Raw genomic sequence first — 15,034 nt, forward strand, 5'->3', positions numbered from 1 at the left:
AATCCGCAACATCGTCGCCAGTGCGTACGGCTGCCGACCTGGCCGCCCCGACACTGGATAGTGCGGCGCGATCAGGGCAAGCAGTTGCTGCCACGGAACAACCTGCTCCATCTCGGCAAGAAAGATCTCGCGCCGGGTCTGCTTACGCTTGCCCAAGCCCTCAGCGTCACCGAACGTCAGCTGCATGGATGAATCCTCTACATAAGGCGATAGTGTCGCGCATCTGCGGTGAGTTGATCAGACCTTCCCTAAGAGTTTCAGTGTTCTGTCTTCACTGAGAACGTTGACGTATCGCGACTGCTCCAGGCTGATCCGAAATGCTTGATCGAGTGCTCCGTCCAGCATCACGTCATTGGTAAGGTTGCGGACCGTTCCGACAACCACCCAGTCGCGTTCTGCAAACGCGAGCGCTGGTTGCGGCCGTGCGAAGAGCCAGACTGCAAACCCAATTCCAAACACCACCCCCACCTCGGCCACCAGCGCGGCCGGCCTGCGCCAAAGCGGCACGTCGCGCCAGGCCTTTGCCGAATTCTTCGGCATGCGCAGGGGAGTCAGGCCGACTTCGCCGACTTCGTAGATCTCCATCGCAGTCGGCATGCCCTTGAAGCGCCAGCGCCCGTGCGATTTCCACAATAACCGGTCGGCGCGGTCGCCGAGCTCGCGTGCGGCGCGATGGGTCAACGACTCGGCCACTGCCGAGAGCAAAATCTGCCCGGGCCGTGCCATCGACATCAGGCGTGCGGCGGTGGGCTTGGCCAGCCCTTCGACTTCCAGCGGCTTGGCACCGATGCTGATCGCTTCGTCGCTATTGCGCCAGGTCAGCACTTCGCCCACATGCAGGCCCTGGCGTGCGCAGAGCGTGAGCGCATGCGCATGCGCATGCGCATGCGCATCGCCCATGGTCTTGAGCCCGCGCGCGTAATCCAGCGCGAAACCCAGGCCATCGATGGGGCGATCGAACAGCAGCAGCCCGTCGGAACGATCGATCAGGCGGCCGCGCCAGTGCTGCTGCAGCTTGACCACCAGGCGGTCGTGCTCACGGAACAAAGCAGCCGCGGCGTTGTCGCCGATACGTTCGACCAGCGCGGTCGAATCGCAGAGATCGGTCAATAGCAAGGTGCGCAGCCGCGGCGCCTGGAGCGCTTCCGACGACGCGTCCTTGCGTGCGTGGGTGCGGCTGCTCATCGCTCAGCGGTGACCCGATGCAGGCGGTTGATCCAGGGCCAGCGTCTCCTGCATGCACAGCACATTGCCGCCCTGCCGCTTGGCCTCGTACAAGGCGCTGTCGGCGAGCGTGTACCAGTCGTTCCACGCCGCGTCCGCATCGATCATGCACGAGCCCACACTGACCGAGCAGCCTTGCTCGCCCTGGCCGTTGCACAGCCGCGCTTCCACCGCCCGCACGATGCATTCGCCGATGTGGTGCACCAGCTCGCTGGTGCCCTGGGCGACGAGCACGCAGAATTCGTCGCCGCCGAGACGGCAGGCCAGGTCGCCTTCGGCGATCACCGAACGCAGGGCATGCGCCACGTTCTGCAACACGCGGTCGCCTGCCAGATGACCGAACTGGTCGTTGATGCGCTTGAAGCGGTCGCAGTCGATCAGGATCAGGCCCACACCAGGCACGTGGCCGGCCCGCCGGCATTCCTGCAGGTGCAACGCCAGCCCGCGCCGGTTGTGCAAACCGGTGAGCTCGTCGGTACGGCTCAGTTCTTCGGTGTGGTTGAGCTGGTGCGAGGTGACGTAGAGGTTGTCCAGCGCCGCTTCCAGATCGTGATTGCGGCGGCGCAGCTGGCGGATCAGCAATTGTTCGTTGTTGACCACCCGCACGATGGAGCGGCGCAGGAAGTGCGCCACCATCGAGGGGTCCTGGTCGACCAGGCGCTGGAAATCGTCGTGTGCCAGCTCGATCAGACGGCTGTCGGTGGAGGCGCTGGCGCCAGCGCTGCGCGCGTGATCGCCGATCAGCAGGCCGAGCTCGCCGAAGAATTCTCCCGGGCCCAGATGCTTGAGCATCAGGTCCTCACCGAAATCCAGGTCGATCTGGCCGCTGACAACGATGTACATCTGCGTGCCCACCGCACCGCGCTCGAACAGCGACTGGCCCGCGGACACCTCACGCAAACGGCCGAAGCGGGCGAAAAACGCCAGTTCCTCGGCAGTCATCAACGCATGCAGCCCGTCGGGGAGCGTTTTGGCAACATTCCCCGTCGGCTCAAGTGCGCCCGCGGTGTTGTGGCAAGTCATCGGTTTTCCCTTAGGCCAGCCTGCGACGTTAGCCCATGGACAAATCCTACAGGACCCCCTTGTTCAGCACCATGTCACACTCATTCTCATGAAGAAAGAGACAGATTGACGGGTAGTGGGCGCAAAAAAGGGCTCGGTTTTCCGAGCCCTCCCCCTCCCAGGGTGGCGCAATGTCGCGCCTGCTGAATTTGCCTTGGTCGTCCATTGCTATAGAGACCGCTGCATCGACTGAGCGCCCAGCTGCCGCGTCACTGCATTGCCTCATCTATATCTGCCGACGTTGCAGTGCTGCCGGCAATCAGGCCGCCTTGTCGCTTTGGAATTGCTCTTCTTCAGTGGAGCCGCGCAACGCGGTCGTGGACGACTGGCCCTGCTGGATCGCCTGCGTCACTGCATCGAAATAGCCGGTGCCTACCTCGCGCTGATGCTTGACTGCGGTGAATCCCATCTCCGCCGCTTCGAACTCGGCCTGCTGCAATTCGACGAATGCGCTCATCTGCCGGCGCGCATAGCCATGCGCCAGATGGAACATGCTGTGATTCAACGCGTGGAAACCGGCCAGGGTGATGAACTGGAACTTGTAGCCATAGCTCGCCAGTTCGGTCTGGAATTTGGCAATAGTGGCGTCGTCCAGATTCTTCTTCCAGTTGAAACTCGGCGAGCAGTTGTAGGCCAGCAATTTGCCGGGGAACTTGGCATGGATGGCCTGTGCGAAGGCACGCGCAAACTCCAGGTCCGGCTTGCCGGTTTCGCACCAGATCATATCGGCGTACGGGGCATAGGCCAAGCCGCGGCTGATTGCCTGGTCCAGGCCATTGCGGGTCTTGAAGAAGCCTTCGACCGTACGCTCGCCGGTGGTGAACGGTTGATCGTTGGCATCCACATCGCTGGTGATCAGGTCGGCGGCTTCGGCGTCGGTGCGCGCGATCAGCACCGTCGGCACGCCCAGCACATCGGCGGCCAGGCGCGCGGCATTCAATTTTTCGATCGCCTCACGCGTGGGCACCAGCACCTTGCCGCCCATATGGCCGCATTTCTTGACCGAGGCCAGCTGGTCTTCGAAGTGCACACCGGCCGCACCGGCTTCGATCATCGCCTTCATCAGTTCGAAGGCGTTGAGCACGCCACCGAAACCGGCCTCGGCGTCGGCCACGATCGGCTGCAGGAAGTCGATGGCATCGTTGCCTTCGGCATGATGGAGCTGGTCGGCGCGCAGCAAGGTGTTGTTGATGCGCTTGACCACCGCCGGCACCGAATCGGCCGGGTATAGCGATTGATCCGGATACATCTGCCCGGCCAGATTTGCATCGGCGGCAACCTGCCAACCGCTCAGGTAAATCGCCTTCAAACCGGCCTTGATCTGCTGCATGGCCTGGTTGCCGGTCAGCGCGCCCAGCGCATTGACGAACGGCGTGGCATGCAGGGAATCCCACAGTTTTTCTGCACCCAGGCGTGCCAGCGAATGCTCGACATGCACGGTGCCACGCAGGCGCGCCACATCGGCAGCGCTGTAATTGCGGGTGATGCCGGCCCAGCGCGAGTTGTTGGACCAGTCCTGCTGCAGTTGTTCGGCGCTTTGCAGTGTAGTGCTCATCTTGCGTTCTCCTGAGAAGTACGACGGATGGAACGAGGAAGGAATGGCGGGCATGCCAAGGCAGGCGGCATGGCGAGGCCGTCGCTGCGCGTGCGTGCGCAACGGGCGTTGAAGGCGTTTAAGTGGAAGCTGCGCGACGCCGGGGCGAGGCCTCGCCGAATTGGTGATCAGTCGATCAGGCGGTACGCCGGTACAGTGAGGAAGTCCGCCAGTTCGTCGGCGCCGCTGAGCTCTTCCAGCAAGGCGATCGCTTCATCGATCCGTGCAGCGCCGGGCAGCGCGGTGGCGGTTCCCAACCGTGCGGGCAGTGCGCGCAGGGTCGCCTGCAGCAGGTGTTGATCGATGGCGGTGCCATCATCCAGGTGCTGACCGTGGTGCAACCATTGCCACAGCTGCGCGCGGCTGATTTCGGCCGTGGCGGCGTCTTCCATCAGGTGGTGGATCGGCACGCAGCCATTGCCGTCCAGCCAGGCCGCCAGATAGCGCACGCATACTTCGACATTGCCTTCGAACCCGGCGCGGGTGACATTGCCCGGCGATGGCGCGATCAGCAGGTCGCGCGTCACCTGCACGTCGTTGCGCAACACATGCTGCTGATGCGCGGTGGGCATGTGTTCGTCGAACAGTTTCATCGCCACCGGAATCAGCGCCGGGTGCGCCACCCAGGTGCCATCGTGGCCGGCGGTCACTTCGCGCAGCTTGTCGGCGCGCACGCGGGCCATGGCCTGTTCGTTGGCGGCTTCATCGTGGCTGATCGGAATCTGCGCGGCCATGCCGCCCATCGCATGCGCGCCGCGGCGGTGACAGGTCTTGATCAACAGCTCCGAATACGCCTTCAAGAATGGCTGGGTCATGGTGACCTGGCCGCGTTCGGGCAACACGCGGTCGCGGTGCGCACGAAAGGTTTTCAGGTAGGAAAAAATGTAGTCCCAACGCCCGCAATTGAGCCCAACGATGCGCTCGCGCAGCGCGTAGAGAATTTCGTCCATCTCAAACACCGCCGGCAGCGTTTCGATCAGCACGGTGACCTTGATCTGCCCATGCGGCAGGCCCAGCATCGCTTCGATATGTGCCAGCGCGGTGTCCCACAGTGCCGCTTCTTCCATGCTCTGCAGCTTGGGCAGATACAGGTACGGGCCGCGGTCCTTGGCCAGCAACGTACGGCCATTGTGGAAGGCAAATAACGCCGCATCGAACAGGCCGCCGGCCAGCGGCTGGCCGTCGATCAGCACGTGCTTTTCGTCCAGGTGCCAGCCGCGCGGGCGCACGATCAGCACCGCACGTTCGGCCTCCGGGCGCAGGGCGTAATGCTTGCCGTTGGGCGCATCGAAGCTGAGATCGCCGCGCACCGCCGCAGCCAGGGTGCGCTGGCCGGCCAGCAGATTGCGCCAGGTCGGCGCGGTGGAATCTTCGAAGTCGGCCATGAACACCTTGGCGCCGGAGTTCAGTGCGTTGATGACCATCTTCGGGTCGGTCGGGCCGGTGATTTCGACGCGACGGTCCTGCAGCGCCGCCGGCAGGGGGGCCACGCGCCAATCGCCGGTACGGATGGCCTGGGTGTCGCTACGGAAGTCTGGCAGCTGACCGGCATCGAAGGCGGCCTGGCGCTGGCGCCGCTGGGCCAGACGCTGTTGGCGGCCGGGCTCGATCGCCCGGTGCAACGAGACCAGCAGGGCCAGCGCAGCGGCCGGCAGCAACTCTGCCTGACCGGCGATCTGGGTGGTCAGCGAAATGCCGGGCGTGGCGTGGTCGGTGGGGCGGGGAGCAAACGCGGTGGCAGCCATGTGGAGGTCCTTGTGCATCCGGACCTGCACCCTGCGCCCGATGCAACTATTTGACAAAGCAGTTTTATCAATGCTGTAAATAAGCCTTGCTTATATTAGACCCGTGCAGCGCGACATCATGGCGCCAACCCCGCGATTTTCCTATAAATCTGATCGACTCAAGCCGCTGCGCGCGTTCTGCCAGACAGTACGTCTGGGCTCTGTCTCACGTGCGGCTGAGGCGCTCTATGTCAGCCAGCCGGCGGTGACATTGCAGTTGCAGGCGCTGGAGCGTGATCTGGGCGTGCCGTTGTTCGAACGCTCCGGGCGACGCATGGCGCCCAGCCGCGAGGGCCAGTTGCTGTACGACATGGCGCAGCCGCTGGTGGAAAGCCTGGATGGCTTGGAGGCGAGCTTTCGCGAGAAGGTGCGCGGGCTCGATGCCGGCGAACTCAATATCGCCGCCAACAGCTCCACCATCCTGTACCTGCTGCCGCGCATCGTGGCCAACTTCCGCGCGCGCCATCCGGACGTGCGGCTGACCCTGCACAACGCCATCAGCGCCGATGGCACCGACCTGCTGCGCGAAGATGCGGTGGATCTGGCGGTCGGCTCGATGCTGGACGTGCCGGCCGACCTCAACTACGCGCCGGTCTATCGTTTCGAGCAATTGCTGATCACCCCGCCCGACCATCCATTGGCTGGCAAGGCCGAGGTCTCGCTGCAGGATCTGTCGCCGTATCCGTTGATCCTGCCGCCGCGCCGGCAGGTGACCTACCGCCTGGTCGATCTGATCTTCCAGCAGGCCCGCGTGCCCTACACCGTGGCGCTGGAGGTGGGCGGCTGGGAGGTGATCAAGCAATACGTGGCAATGGGCATGGGTATTTCCATCGTCACCGCGATCTGCCTCACCGAAGCCGACCGCGACAAGCTGGCCACGCGCTCGCTGAAGGATTTTTTCCCGACCCGCAGTTACGGCGTGGTGGTGCGCAAGGGCAAGTATCTGTCGCCGCAAGCCCGCGCGTTTATCGAGCTGATCCAGCCGGATCTGTTCAACCCGCGTGGCTATGACGAGAGCGGCGATTCGGAACGTTGAGTCGTTCGATAAGGCCCAGCGTTATCGCCTGGCAATGCGAGCACGCGTCACGCCATCCATCACGCGCATGCGCCGGAAGACGCTCGATGAAGCGCGCTAGACGTATGTGCCATGCAGCAATGCGAGCGAACGCGACAAGATGCCGTGACGCGCATCGACCATCTGTTCCTCACATCAGAATGCCTGCCTGCGCGTGTCGCTCGCCAGCGTGAGCGCAGCGCGTCGTCGCGCATAAACTAGGAGCCAGCGCATACCGCGCATCGCCGTGCCGTCGGTCTGGGGAACTGGCCGATGACCTGCAGGACGCGAGGGCTGAGCCGACTCAACCACTGGAATGCTGACGCGATGAATCCGACCACGTTGTTGCTGGTGCAGTTGGCGGTGATCCTGGGCGCTGCGCGCCTGTGCGGTGCGTTGTTGCAACGCATTGGGCAGCCGCCGGTCATCGGCGAAATGGCGGCCGGGCTGTTGCTCGGTCCGATCGCATTCGGTGCCTGGCTGCCCGACCTGCACACGGCGTTGTTCGCCGCCAAGACCCTGCCGCCGCTGTCCGGCCTGGCCACGATGGGCGTGGTGCTTTTCATGTTCGTGGTCGGCGCGGAATTGCGTGCGCCGGAAGGCACCAAGGCGCAAGTGCGTGCTTCGATCCTGGTGGGCGTCTCCGGCATCGTGTTGCCGCTGCTGCTCGGGCTGGCTGCCGCGCCGTGGCTGTTCCTGCGCTTCGCACCGCAAGGCGTCAGCTTCTGGCCGTTCGCGCTGTTCATTGCCGCGGCGATGTCAGTGACGGCGTTTCCGGTGCTGGCACGCATCCTCAAGGACCGCAACATGACCCGGACGCCGGCCGGCCGCCTGGCGCTGGGCGCGGCCGTGATCGACGATGCCACGGTATGGATCTTCCTGGCGATCGTGCTGACCCTGACCGGCAACAACGCGCATGGCGGCGTGGCGTTCACTGCCATCGGTGCGTTGGCCCTGATCGCCGGCGTGTTCGGTGTACTCAAGCCTGCCTATGCGCGCCTGCTGCGCTCCCGCGCGCAAGACGGCCGGTATGCACCGAGCGCGCTGATATGGGTATTGATCGGTCTGCTGGCGTGCGCCGCGCTGGCGGAGTGGATCGGGCTGCATGCGATCTTTGGCGCCTTCCTGTTCGGCATCTGCCTGCCGCGCGATGACCGCCTGCTGGAGCATCTGGCCGGGCGCATCGAGCCGCTGGCCATCACCTTGCTGATGCCGGTGCTGTTTGCCGTTGCCGGTCAAGCCACCAGCCCTGGCGCGTTCGCTGGCGCCGGCCTGAGCGGACTTGTACTGGTGATCGGCGTGGCGGTGAGCGGCAAGTTGCTCGGTTGCACGCTGGGTGCGCGCCTGAGCGGCCATCAATGGCGCGACAGTCTCACCGTGGGCTCGCTGATGAACGCACGCGGGCTGATGGAGTTGGTGGTGATCAAGATCGGCCTGGATAGCGGCGTGATCGGGCCGGATCTGTTTACGCTGTTGTTCGGCATGACGCTGGTGACCACGGTGATGGCTTCGCCGATGGTGGCCTGGTTCCAGGGCAGACGGCATGCTGCGGCCGATGCGCTGGCCGCAAGCAACTCACCTCAATGATGAGGGCGCGATGGTGCTGCGGTGCCGCGTCAGGCCGGATACCGTGCATGCAGCTGAGCTGCGGCCGAGCGCATGGCGTTGAACCACGGCGCGCTCGACGTTGCGGCGCTGCACACGCCCGCATCCGCTTCCACGCAGGGTGCCGTCATGTCCAACCCAGCTGAGTCGTGTTATGCCCAAAGCGCGGCGCCGCCTGCGTTACGCGCGCAGCTGCAGTGCAGTTGGCAATTTCGCCAGGGCAGTCGCGCGCCGCAACCGGTGCTGGTGTTACCCGATGGCAGCGTCGATCTGATCTGGGATGGCAACGAAGTATTCGTCGCCGGGCCGGATCGCATGGCCAATCCCGCATCGGTGGCAGCAGGCACGACACTGACCGGTGTCCGTCTGGCGGCGGGCGTGGCGGCCGGTCTGCTGCAGCTGCCGTTACACGCCATTGCCGACCAACGCGTCGCGCTGGAAACGCTATGGGGCGTGCAGGGCCGCACGTGGCAGCATCGCCTGGAAGACGGCGCTGATCCGTTACAGACCTTGCAGGCACTCTGCCAACAGCACGCCGCAGCGCGCGATTCGCAGATGGCTTGGCTGTTCGAACAACTGGCCGTCGGCACGCCGACACGGCTCAGTGCATTGACCGATGCGTTGGGAATCAGCGAGCGTTCGCTGCGCCGCCGCTGCCAGGACGCGTTCGGCTATGGCAGCAAGACGCTGGAGCGCGTCCTGCGCCTGCAGCGCTTCCTGCGGATCGTGCGAGGGCACCGCAACTTGACCGAGGCGGCGCTGCACGCTGGCTACGGCGATGCGCCGCATCTGGTGCGCGATGCACGTCAGCTCACCGGGCTGAGCCCGCGCGCACTAGTGCAGCAGCACGCACGCTGAGTTGGCCGTTTTCGCCAAGCCACCGGCGTGCGCCATCCGCATGCTGTGCACTTACTCAGGAGCACGCCATGACCGACACGCAACACCGCATCGATTATCTGGAATTTGCCGTCGACTCGATCGCCGTCGCCAAAGCCTTTTATGGGCAGGCCTTCGGCTGGACGTTTCAGGACTACGGCCCCGACTACTGCGAATTCCGCGACGGCCGCCTGAGCGGCGGTTTCTTTCACGGCACGCCGCAACCGGGCGGCGCGCTGGTGGTGCTCGCCTCCGATGATCTGGCACGCAGCCAGGCGCGCATCGAAGCGGCAGGTGGGCAGATCACCCAACCGGTGTTCGCGTTTCCGGGCGGGCGACGTTTTCACGTTTCCGACCCGCATGGTTATTCCTTTGCAGTGTGGTCGAAGGACTAAGAGCAGCCACCAAAACGCCTGCGCGCACCGCCAGGCGAGCGCGGCCAGTACCCGGAATCGGCGTGTACCACTCGTCCATTGCGCCTCTGGATGCGCTAGCTGCGCCCACCCGACGACTGCTCGCTACGTTTGTTTGCCGCTCCAAGAGCGCAGTGAGCGTGCTGCCCGCGCTCACTTGCGCGCGTACAACCCCAGGAACATCGCCACCGCCGATTCGGCCACCTGCGTCTGTTGCTGCGGCGACAGCGGCGGCTGGCCCAGGGTGATCTGCGGCCAGAACGCAAAGCCCTTCACCAGCGCCTGCAACTGCTGCGCGGCGAATTCCGGCTCCACGCCTGCCAGCCGGCCGTCGGCCAGTGCGGCACGCAGCCAGGTGGTGGTGCCCTCTTCCTTGCTGCCCAGCTGCGACAGCAACTCGCGCGCGCGCGCCGGCGAGTGGATGCCTTCGGCGATGGCCACGCGCGACAGATCGATGAACGCCGGGTCGTCCAACAGCCGCAGCTTCTGTTGCAGCAGGGCGATCAACTGCAGGTGCAGCGGTTGATCGGGCCGATACGCCAGATTGACCGCCTCGGCGCTGCGTTGCCACAGCCCGCGCAAAATCTCCCCGAACAAGGCGTCCTTGCTGGGGAAGTGGTTATAGACCGTGCGTTTGGAAACGCCGGCAGTGGCGGCTACACGGTCCATGCTGGTCGCTTCGAAGCCGTGCTGCCGGAACTCGGCAATGGCGGCCTCGACGATGGCGTTGCGTTTGCGATCGGTCAGGCGCTGGGGCTTGGCCGGAGGGGAGGATGCGGTCGACATCTGCCGATTTTACACCTGGCAGTTTACTTTCAAGAAAATAAAACTACACTGTGCAGTGTAATCTCTCCTGGCGCTGCTGTGATGCGCCGTTGTCATCCCGCCGCCGTTGGTGTGTAGGAAGCTGGCTGTACGTCCCGTCCATGCCGATCCTTACGCCAGGTGTACCGAGTGCTTGCTGCATCGCCGTTGCCTGATCGCTCGTACTTCTTCTGCTCTCCCACGTCTTGCTCGGACTTCCCATGGCTCCCCCACGTCTTTCCCCCTACGCCGATTCGCCACAGTTTCGCGCTGGCCGCTTCCGTAATGCGATGCCGTTGCCGACCACCGTCATGACCCTGCGCGAGCAGCTCGGCCTGATGTGGGCCATGGTGTTCGGCAAGCCCCGCACCACGGTGCCCGCCGCGCCCTTGCCGGTGCAGCCGCTGACACGCGCGCAACTGCTGGCCGCCCCGGATCGCAGCCTGTACCGGCTGGGTCATTCCACGCTGCTGATGAAGCTGGCGGGCGGGCTGTGGCTGACCGACCCGGCATTTTCCAAACGCGCCTCGCCGGTGCCGTTCGCCGGGCCCAAGCGCTTCCACGCCGCACCGATTGCGCTGGACGCGCTGCCGCCGCTGGCCGGGGTGATCCTGTCGCATGACCACTACGACCATCTCGACCGCGCCACCATCCGCGCGCTGGCCGACCGTGTCGGCGTGTTTGTCGCCCCGTTGGGCGTGGGCGACCTGCTGGTGCGCTGGGGCGTGGACCCGGCCAAGGTACGGCAGTTGGATTGGTGGGAGTCGATCAGCATCGCCGGCCTGCAGCTCACCGCCACCCCATCGCAACATTTTTCCGGCCGCGGGCTGTTCGACAACGGGCGCAGGCTGTGGTGTTCGTGGGTGATCCAGGCAGGCGACCTGCGCCTGTTCTTCAGCGACGGCGGCGGCTATGGCCCGCACTTCAAGACCATCGGCGAGCGGCTCGGGCCCTTCGATGTCGCATTGATCGAAAACGGCGCCTACGACCACATGTGGCCGCACGTGCACATGCAGCCGGAGCAGACCTTGCAGGCCTTCTTCGACATCGGCGGGCATACCTTGTTGCCTATCCACAACGGCACCTTCGACCTGGCCTTGCATGCTTGGTCCGAGCCGTTCGAGCGCATCGTCGCGTTGGCGGCGGCCGCAAACGTTCCGCTGGCCATCCCGCAGATGGGCGAACGGGTGAACGCGCACCGCCCGGACACCGATCAACGCTGGTGGCGCACGCTGCCCGACACTCTGGTACTTGCGTCATGAACGGCTGGACGCTAGCCGATCTGCCATCGCAGCGGGGACGAGTGGCCATCGTCACCGGCGCCAGTCCAGGCGGACTGGGGTACGAAACCGCGCTGGCCCTGGCCGGTGCCCATGTCGTGCTGACCGCACGCAACCCCGACAAGGGCGAAGCGGCACGCCGGGCGCTGCTTGCGCGCCATCCGGAGGCCGAGGTATGTGTGGAGGCGCTGGACCTGGCGCGTTTGGCGTCAGTTCGCGCATTTGCCAAGCGGCTGGCCACGCGCCATGCTGCGGTGGATCTGCTGATCAACAACGCCGGCGTGATGGCGCCCCCGCAACGGCAAACCACCGCCGACGGGATGGAGCTGCAACTGGGCAGCAACTACCTGGGACATTTTGCGCTGACCGCGCAGGTACTTCCTTTGCTGCGTGCTGCGTCGGCACCGCGTGTGGTCAACTTGTCGAGCCTGGCGCATCGCCAGGCGCGCATCGATTTCGACGATCTGCAGAGCGAACGCTCATACCGCCCGTGGAAAGCCTATGGGCAATCCAAGCTGGCAATGCTGATGTTCAGCCTGGAATTGCAGCGCCGCAGCAACACGCATGGCTGGGGCGTGCGTGCGATCGCCGCGCACCCGGGAATCGCACAGACCGCCTTGATCGCCAACGGGCCGGACGGCGCAGGCCGACGCAGCGCGAGCGGCGTGGCCACCGGGCTGTTCACCCGCTGCATCGGCCATTCGGCAAGCGCGGGCGCGCTACCGACGCTGTATGCGGCGACGTCTCCGCAGGCACAGGCCGGGGGCTATTACGGACCAAACGGCCTGTTCGAGCTGAAAGGCGATCCGGCGCCTGCCAAGATCGCCCACCAGGCGCATGACCAGCAGGTGGCGGCACGCTTGTGGGATACCGCGTGTGCGCTGACGGGCGTGGCGTCCTAATCGCGCCCTGATGACGCCAGCCACGCAGTGCGTAATCGTCTCTGCGCTGCGCTGAGCCAGTGAAGCCAGCACAGCGGCTGCACTTTCGGAGACGTTGCGATGGCGTCCTGACAGGGTGCCCTGCGCTGCATCCGGCATGCTCGCGAATGCGAGAAAGGTTGCCAGGTCCGCAAACGAAAACGGGATGGCCGATGGCCACCCCGTCTCGATCTGCATGCACGATACCCGTGCAGCATGTCGCCGCAGCGCGGCGCTTACTCGGTCAATCCACGGTTTTCCAGCAGCGCCTTGACGCTGGGGTCCTTGCCGCGGAAATCGCGATACAACGTGGCCAGATCGACAGTATTGCCGCGCGAGAGGATCTTGGCGCGGAAGGTATCGCCGTTCTTGCGGGTCAGGCCACCGTTGTCCTTGAACCATTCGAACGCATCGTCGTCGAGCACTTCCGACCAGAAGTACGCGTAGTACCCGGCCGAATAACCGCCGCCCCAGATGTGATCGAAATAACTGCTGCGGTAGCGCGGCGGCACTTCGGCCAGATCCACCTTGAAGCGCTTCAAGGCATCGGCTTCGAACTTGCTCACGTCCTGCAGCGGCGCATCGGCCGGCTGGGTATGCCAGGCCAGATCCAGCAGCGCTGCCGACAGGTATTCAGTGGTGGCGTAGCCGCTGTTGAAGGTCTTGGCCTTCTTGATCTTTTCCACCAGCTCGGCCGGCATCGCTGCGCCGGTCTGGTAGTGCTTGGCGTAGTTGGCGAAGACCTTCGGATCGGACGCCCAGTGCTCGTTGAACTGCGAGGGGAATTCCACGAAGTCGCGCGAAGTGCTGGTGCCGGCAATCGAGGGGTACTTCACCTTGGAGAACATGCCGTGCAGCGCATGGCCGAACTCATGGAACAAGGTGGTGACGTCGTCGAAGCTCAGCAACGCCGGCTGGCCGGCGGCCGGCTTGGTGAAGTTGCACACGTTGTAGACCACCGGCTTGGCGCCGGTCAGGCCGTCCTGCTCGACGAACACGTCCATCCACGCGCCACCGGACTTGCTGTCGCGCTTGAAGTAGTCGGTGTAGAACAGCGCCATCGAGGTGCCGTCGGCATCGAACACCTCGTACACCTTCATATCGGCGTGATAGGTCGGGATGTCGGTGCGCTGCTTGAACGTGATGCCGTATAGCTGCGTGGCGGCGTAGAACACGCCGTTCTGCAGCACGTTGTCCAGTTCGAAATACGGCTTGATCTGGGATTCGTCCAGGTCGTACTTGGCCTTGCGCACCTGCTCGGCGTAGACGTCCCAATCGGAGGCGGCGAGTTTGAAGCCGCCTTTCTGCGCGTCGATGACCTTCTGCATCTCGGCCGCTTCGCGGCGTGCCTTGGCAGTGGCAGCCGGCACGGTGTCGGTCAGCAGCTTGAGCGCGGCATCTGGCGTCTTGGCCATCTGGTCGCCCAGGCTGTAGGCGGCGTAGTTGTCGAAGCCGAGCAACTTGGCCTTTTGCGCGCGCAGCTGCGCCAGCCGCTGGATGGTCTGGCGGGTATCGTTGGCATCGCCCTTTTCCGCGCGCGTTTCAGAGGCCTTCAATACCTCGGCACGCAGCTCGCGATTTTTCAGCGACGCCAGCACCGGCTGCTGGGTGGTGTTCTGCAGGGTGAGCAGATACTTGCCATCGAGCTTGCGGGCCTTGGCGGCATCGGCCGCGGCGGCGATATCGCCTTCGCTCAGGCCATCGAGCTTGGCCTTGTCGTCCACCACCACCGCGCCGGCAGCCGAGGCGGCGACCAGGCGGGTATGGAACTGCGTGGAGAGGGTGGTTTCTTCCACGTTGAGCTTGCGCAGGCTGTCCTTGTCGGCATCGGACAACTGCGCGCCGGCGCGTACCAGCTCTTCGTAGTCGCGCTCGACCAGACGCTTCTGCTCCGGATCCAGATTCAGCGTGTCGCGCTGGTCGTAGATGGTTTTGACGCGTGCGAACAGTTTGGGGTCGAGATTGATCTCGTCCTGATGCGCGGCCAGCTTGGGCGCGATCTCTTCCTGGATCTTCTGGCGTGCGTCGCTGGTATCGGCCTGCACCAGCCCGAAGAAGATGCGCGACACGCGCGTGAGCGTTTCGCCGCCGCGCTCCATCGCTTCGATGGTGTTGTCGAAGGTCGGCGCTTCCGGGTTATCGGCGATCTTGCGGATGTCGGCCAGATGCTGGCGCATGCCTTCTTCGAACGCCGGCAGGTAATCGGCGTCCTGGATCTTGTCGAACGGCGGCGCCTGGAACGGCAACGTGCTGGCGGTCAGCAAGGGGTTGGATGCAGCATCGGCGGCAGGAGCCGGGGCAGTTTTCTCGGGCACGGTGGTGGACTCCTGGCCAGACGACTCTTTTCCAGAACAAGCAGCCAGTGCCAGGGTGATGGCAGCGGCCAGAACGACGGTACGCGACATGGCGTGTGATTCC

The 15,034-nt window shown here is 64.6% G+C and carries 11 protein-coding genes, 1 other RNA gene and 3 pseudogenes; 7 read left to right on the forward strand and 8 right to left on the reverse strand.

Translation table 11 applies throughout. From position 1 onward, the window contains the following. From J7367_RS12825 to aceB, 5 genes and pseudogenes are all read right to left on the reverse strand, one after another. Window positions 1-186, reverse strand: a pseudogene (locus J7367_RS12825) (IS5/IS1182 family transposase); the annotation flags it as partial. A 63-nt stretch (window positions 187-249) separates the two neighbouring features. Next, a pseudogene (locus J7367_RS12830) lies at window positions 250-1,185 on the reverse strand (putative peptide modification system cyclase); the annotation flags it as partial. Between the two features lie 3 nt (window positions 1,186-1,188). Beyond that, on the reverse strand, window positions 1,189-2,247 hold the full coding sequence (locus tag J7367_RS12835) for a GGDEF domain-containing protein (RefSeq protein WP_007974969.1): 1,059 nt from the start codon (window positions 2,245-2,247) through the stop codon (window positions 1,189-1,191). A 298-nt stretch (window positions 2,248-2,545) separates the two neighbouring features. After that, the gene (gene aceA / locus J7367_RS12840; protein ID WP_057660080.1) at window positions 2,546-3,841 is read right to left on the reverse strand and encodes an isocitrate lyase; all 1,296 of its coding nucleotides are present in this window, start codon (window positions 3,839-3,841) and stop codon (window positions 2,546-2,548) included. 167 nt (window positions 3,842-4,008) lie between these two features. Beyond that, a complete protein-coding gene (gene aceB, locus J7367_RS12845) occupies window positions 4,009-5,625 on the reverse strand; it encodes a malate synthase A (protein WP_057660106.1) in 1,617 nt (538 codons plus the stop codon). 118 nt (window positions 5,626-5,743) lie between these two features. Between aceB and J7367_RS12850 the strand changes: the two genes are divergently transcribed. From J7367_RS12850 to J7367_RS12870, 5 genes are all read left to right on the forward strand, one after another. Then, a complete protein-coding gene (locus J7367_RS12850) occupies window positions 5,744-6,700 on the forward strand; it encodes a LysR family transcriptional regulator (protein WP_057660107.1) in 957 nt (318 codons plus the stop codon). A gap of 345 nt (window positions 6,701-7,045) precedes the next feature. Then, the gene (locus J7367_RS12855; RefSeq protein WP_022557926.1) at window positions 7,046-8,305 is read left to right on the forward strand and encodes a cation:proton antiporter; all 1,260 of its coding nucleotides are present in this window, start codon (window positions 7,046-7,048) and stop codon (window positions 8,303-8,305) included. A gap of 147 nt (window positions 8,306-8,452) precedes the next feature. Further along, window positions 8,453-9,181, forward strand: coding sequence for a helix-turn-helix domain-containing protein (locus tag J7367_RS12860; protein ID WP_057660108.1), 729 nt, complete (start codon window positions 8,453-8,455; stop codon window positions 9,179-9,181). A gap of 68 nt (window positions 9,182-9,249) precedes the next feature. Next, entirely contained in the window at window positions 9,250-9,594 is a 345-nt protein-coding gene (locus J7367_RS12865; RefSeq protein ID WP_057660082.1) for a VOC family protein, read from the forward strand. Window positions 9,595-9,656: 62 nt separating this feature from the next. Continuing rightward, window positions 9,657-9,732: non-coding RNA, sX9 sRNA (locus J7367_RS12870), on the forward strand. 33 nt (window positions 9,733-9,765) lie between these two features. On the opposite strand, the gene J7367_RS12875 is transcribed toward J7367_RS12870, so the two are convergent. Beyond that, window positions 9,766-10,398 (reverse strand): TetR/AcrR family transcriptional regulator, encoded by a 633-nt coding sequence (locus J7367_RS12875; RefSeq protein WP_007966410.1) that lies wholly within the window; start codon window positions 10,396-10,398, stop codon window positions 9,766-9,768. A 9-nt stretch (window positions 10,399-10,407) separates the two neighbouring features. Then, window positions 10,408-10,639: pseudogene (locus J7367_RS12880) on the reverse strand (hypothetical protein). Between J7367_RS12880 and J7367_RS12885 the strand changes: the two are divergent. Then, on the forward strand, window positions 10,638-11,678 hold the full coding sequence (locus J7367_RS12885) for an MBL fold metallo-hydrolase (protein WP_209028935.1): 1,041 nt from the start codon (window positions 10,638-10,640) through the stop codon (window positions 11,676-11,678). The pseudogene J7367_RS12880 and the gene J7367_RS12885 sit on opposite strands and share 2 nt — an antisense overlap. After that, a complete protein-coding gene (locus J7367_RS12890) occupies window positions 11,675-12,598 on the forward strand; it encodes an oxidoreductase (protein ID WP_057660086.1) in 924 nt (307 codons plus the stop codon). The genes J7367_RS12885 and J7367_RS12890 overlap by 4 nt, the downstream gene beginning before the upstream one ends. Window positions 12,599-12,852: 254 nt before the next feature. On the opposite strand, the gene dcp is transcribed toward J7367_RS12890, so the two are convergent. Next, the gene (gene dcp, locus J7367_RS12895; RefSeq protein WP_057660088.1) at window positions 12,853-15,021 is read right to left on the reverse strand and encodes a peptidyl-dipeptidase Dcp; all 2,169 of its coding nucleotides are present in this window, start codon (window positions 15,019-15,021) and stop codon (window positions 12,853-12,855) included. Window positions 15,022-15,034: the final 13 nt, after the last annotated feature.

Origin of the sequence: Xanthomonas sp. D-36-1, from assembly GCF_017746155.1 — a bacterium.
GTDB lineage: Bacteria > Pseudomonadota > Gammaproteobacteria > Xanthomonadales > Xanthomonadaceae > Xanthomonas > Xanthomonas cissicola.

Excerpts from the sequence above, each read along its gene's own strand:
- J7367_RS12865 (WP_057660082.1), top strand. The coding sequence starts at position 9,250 with ATGACCGACACGCAACACCGCATCGATTATCTGGAATTTGCCGTCGAC.
- J7367_RS12855 (WP_022557926.1), top strand. The coding sequence starts at position 7,046 with ATGAATCCGACCACGTTGTTGCTGGTGCAGTTGGCGGTGATCCTGGGC.
- J7367_RS12890 (WP_057660086.1), top strand. The coding sequence starts at position 11,675 with ATGAACGGCTGGACGCTAGCCGATCTGCCATCGCAGCGGGGACGAGTG.
- aceB (WP_057660106.1), bottom strand. The coding sequence starts at position 5,625 with ATGGCTGCCACCGCGTTTGCTCCCCGCCCCACCGACCACGCCACGCCC.
- aceA (WP_057660080.1), bottom strand. The coding sequence starts at position 3,841 with ATGAGCACTACACTGCAAAGCGCCGAACAACTGCAGCAGGACTGGTCC.
- J7367_RS12850 (WP_057660107.1), top strand. The coding sequence starts at position 5,744 with ATGGCGCCAACCCCGCGATTTTCCTATAAATCTGATCGACTCAAGCCG.
- J7367_RS12860 (WP_057660108.1), top strand. The coding sequence starts at position 8,453 with ATGTCCAACCCAGCTGAGTCGTGTTATGCCCAAAGCGCGGCGCCGCCT.
- J7367_RS12835 (WP_007974969.1), bottom strand. The coding sequence starts at position 2,247 with ATGACTTGCCACAACACCGCGGGCGCACTTGAGCCGACGGGGAATGTT.
- dcp (WP_057660088.1), bottom strand. The coding sequence starts at position 15,021 with ATGTCGCGTACCGTCGTTCTGGCCGCTGCCATCACCCTGGCACTGGCT.
- J7367_RS12885 (WP_209028935.1), top strand. The coding sequence starts at position 10,638 with ATGGCTCCCCCACGTCTTTCCCCCTACGCCGATTCGCCACAGTTTCGC.
- J7367_RS12875 (WP_007966410.1), bottom strand. The coding sequence starts at position 10,398 with ATGTCGACCGCATCCTCCCCTCCGGCCAAGCCCCAGCGCCTGACCGAT.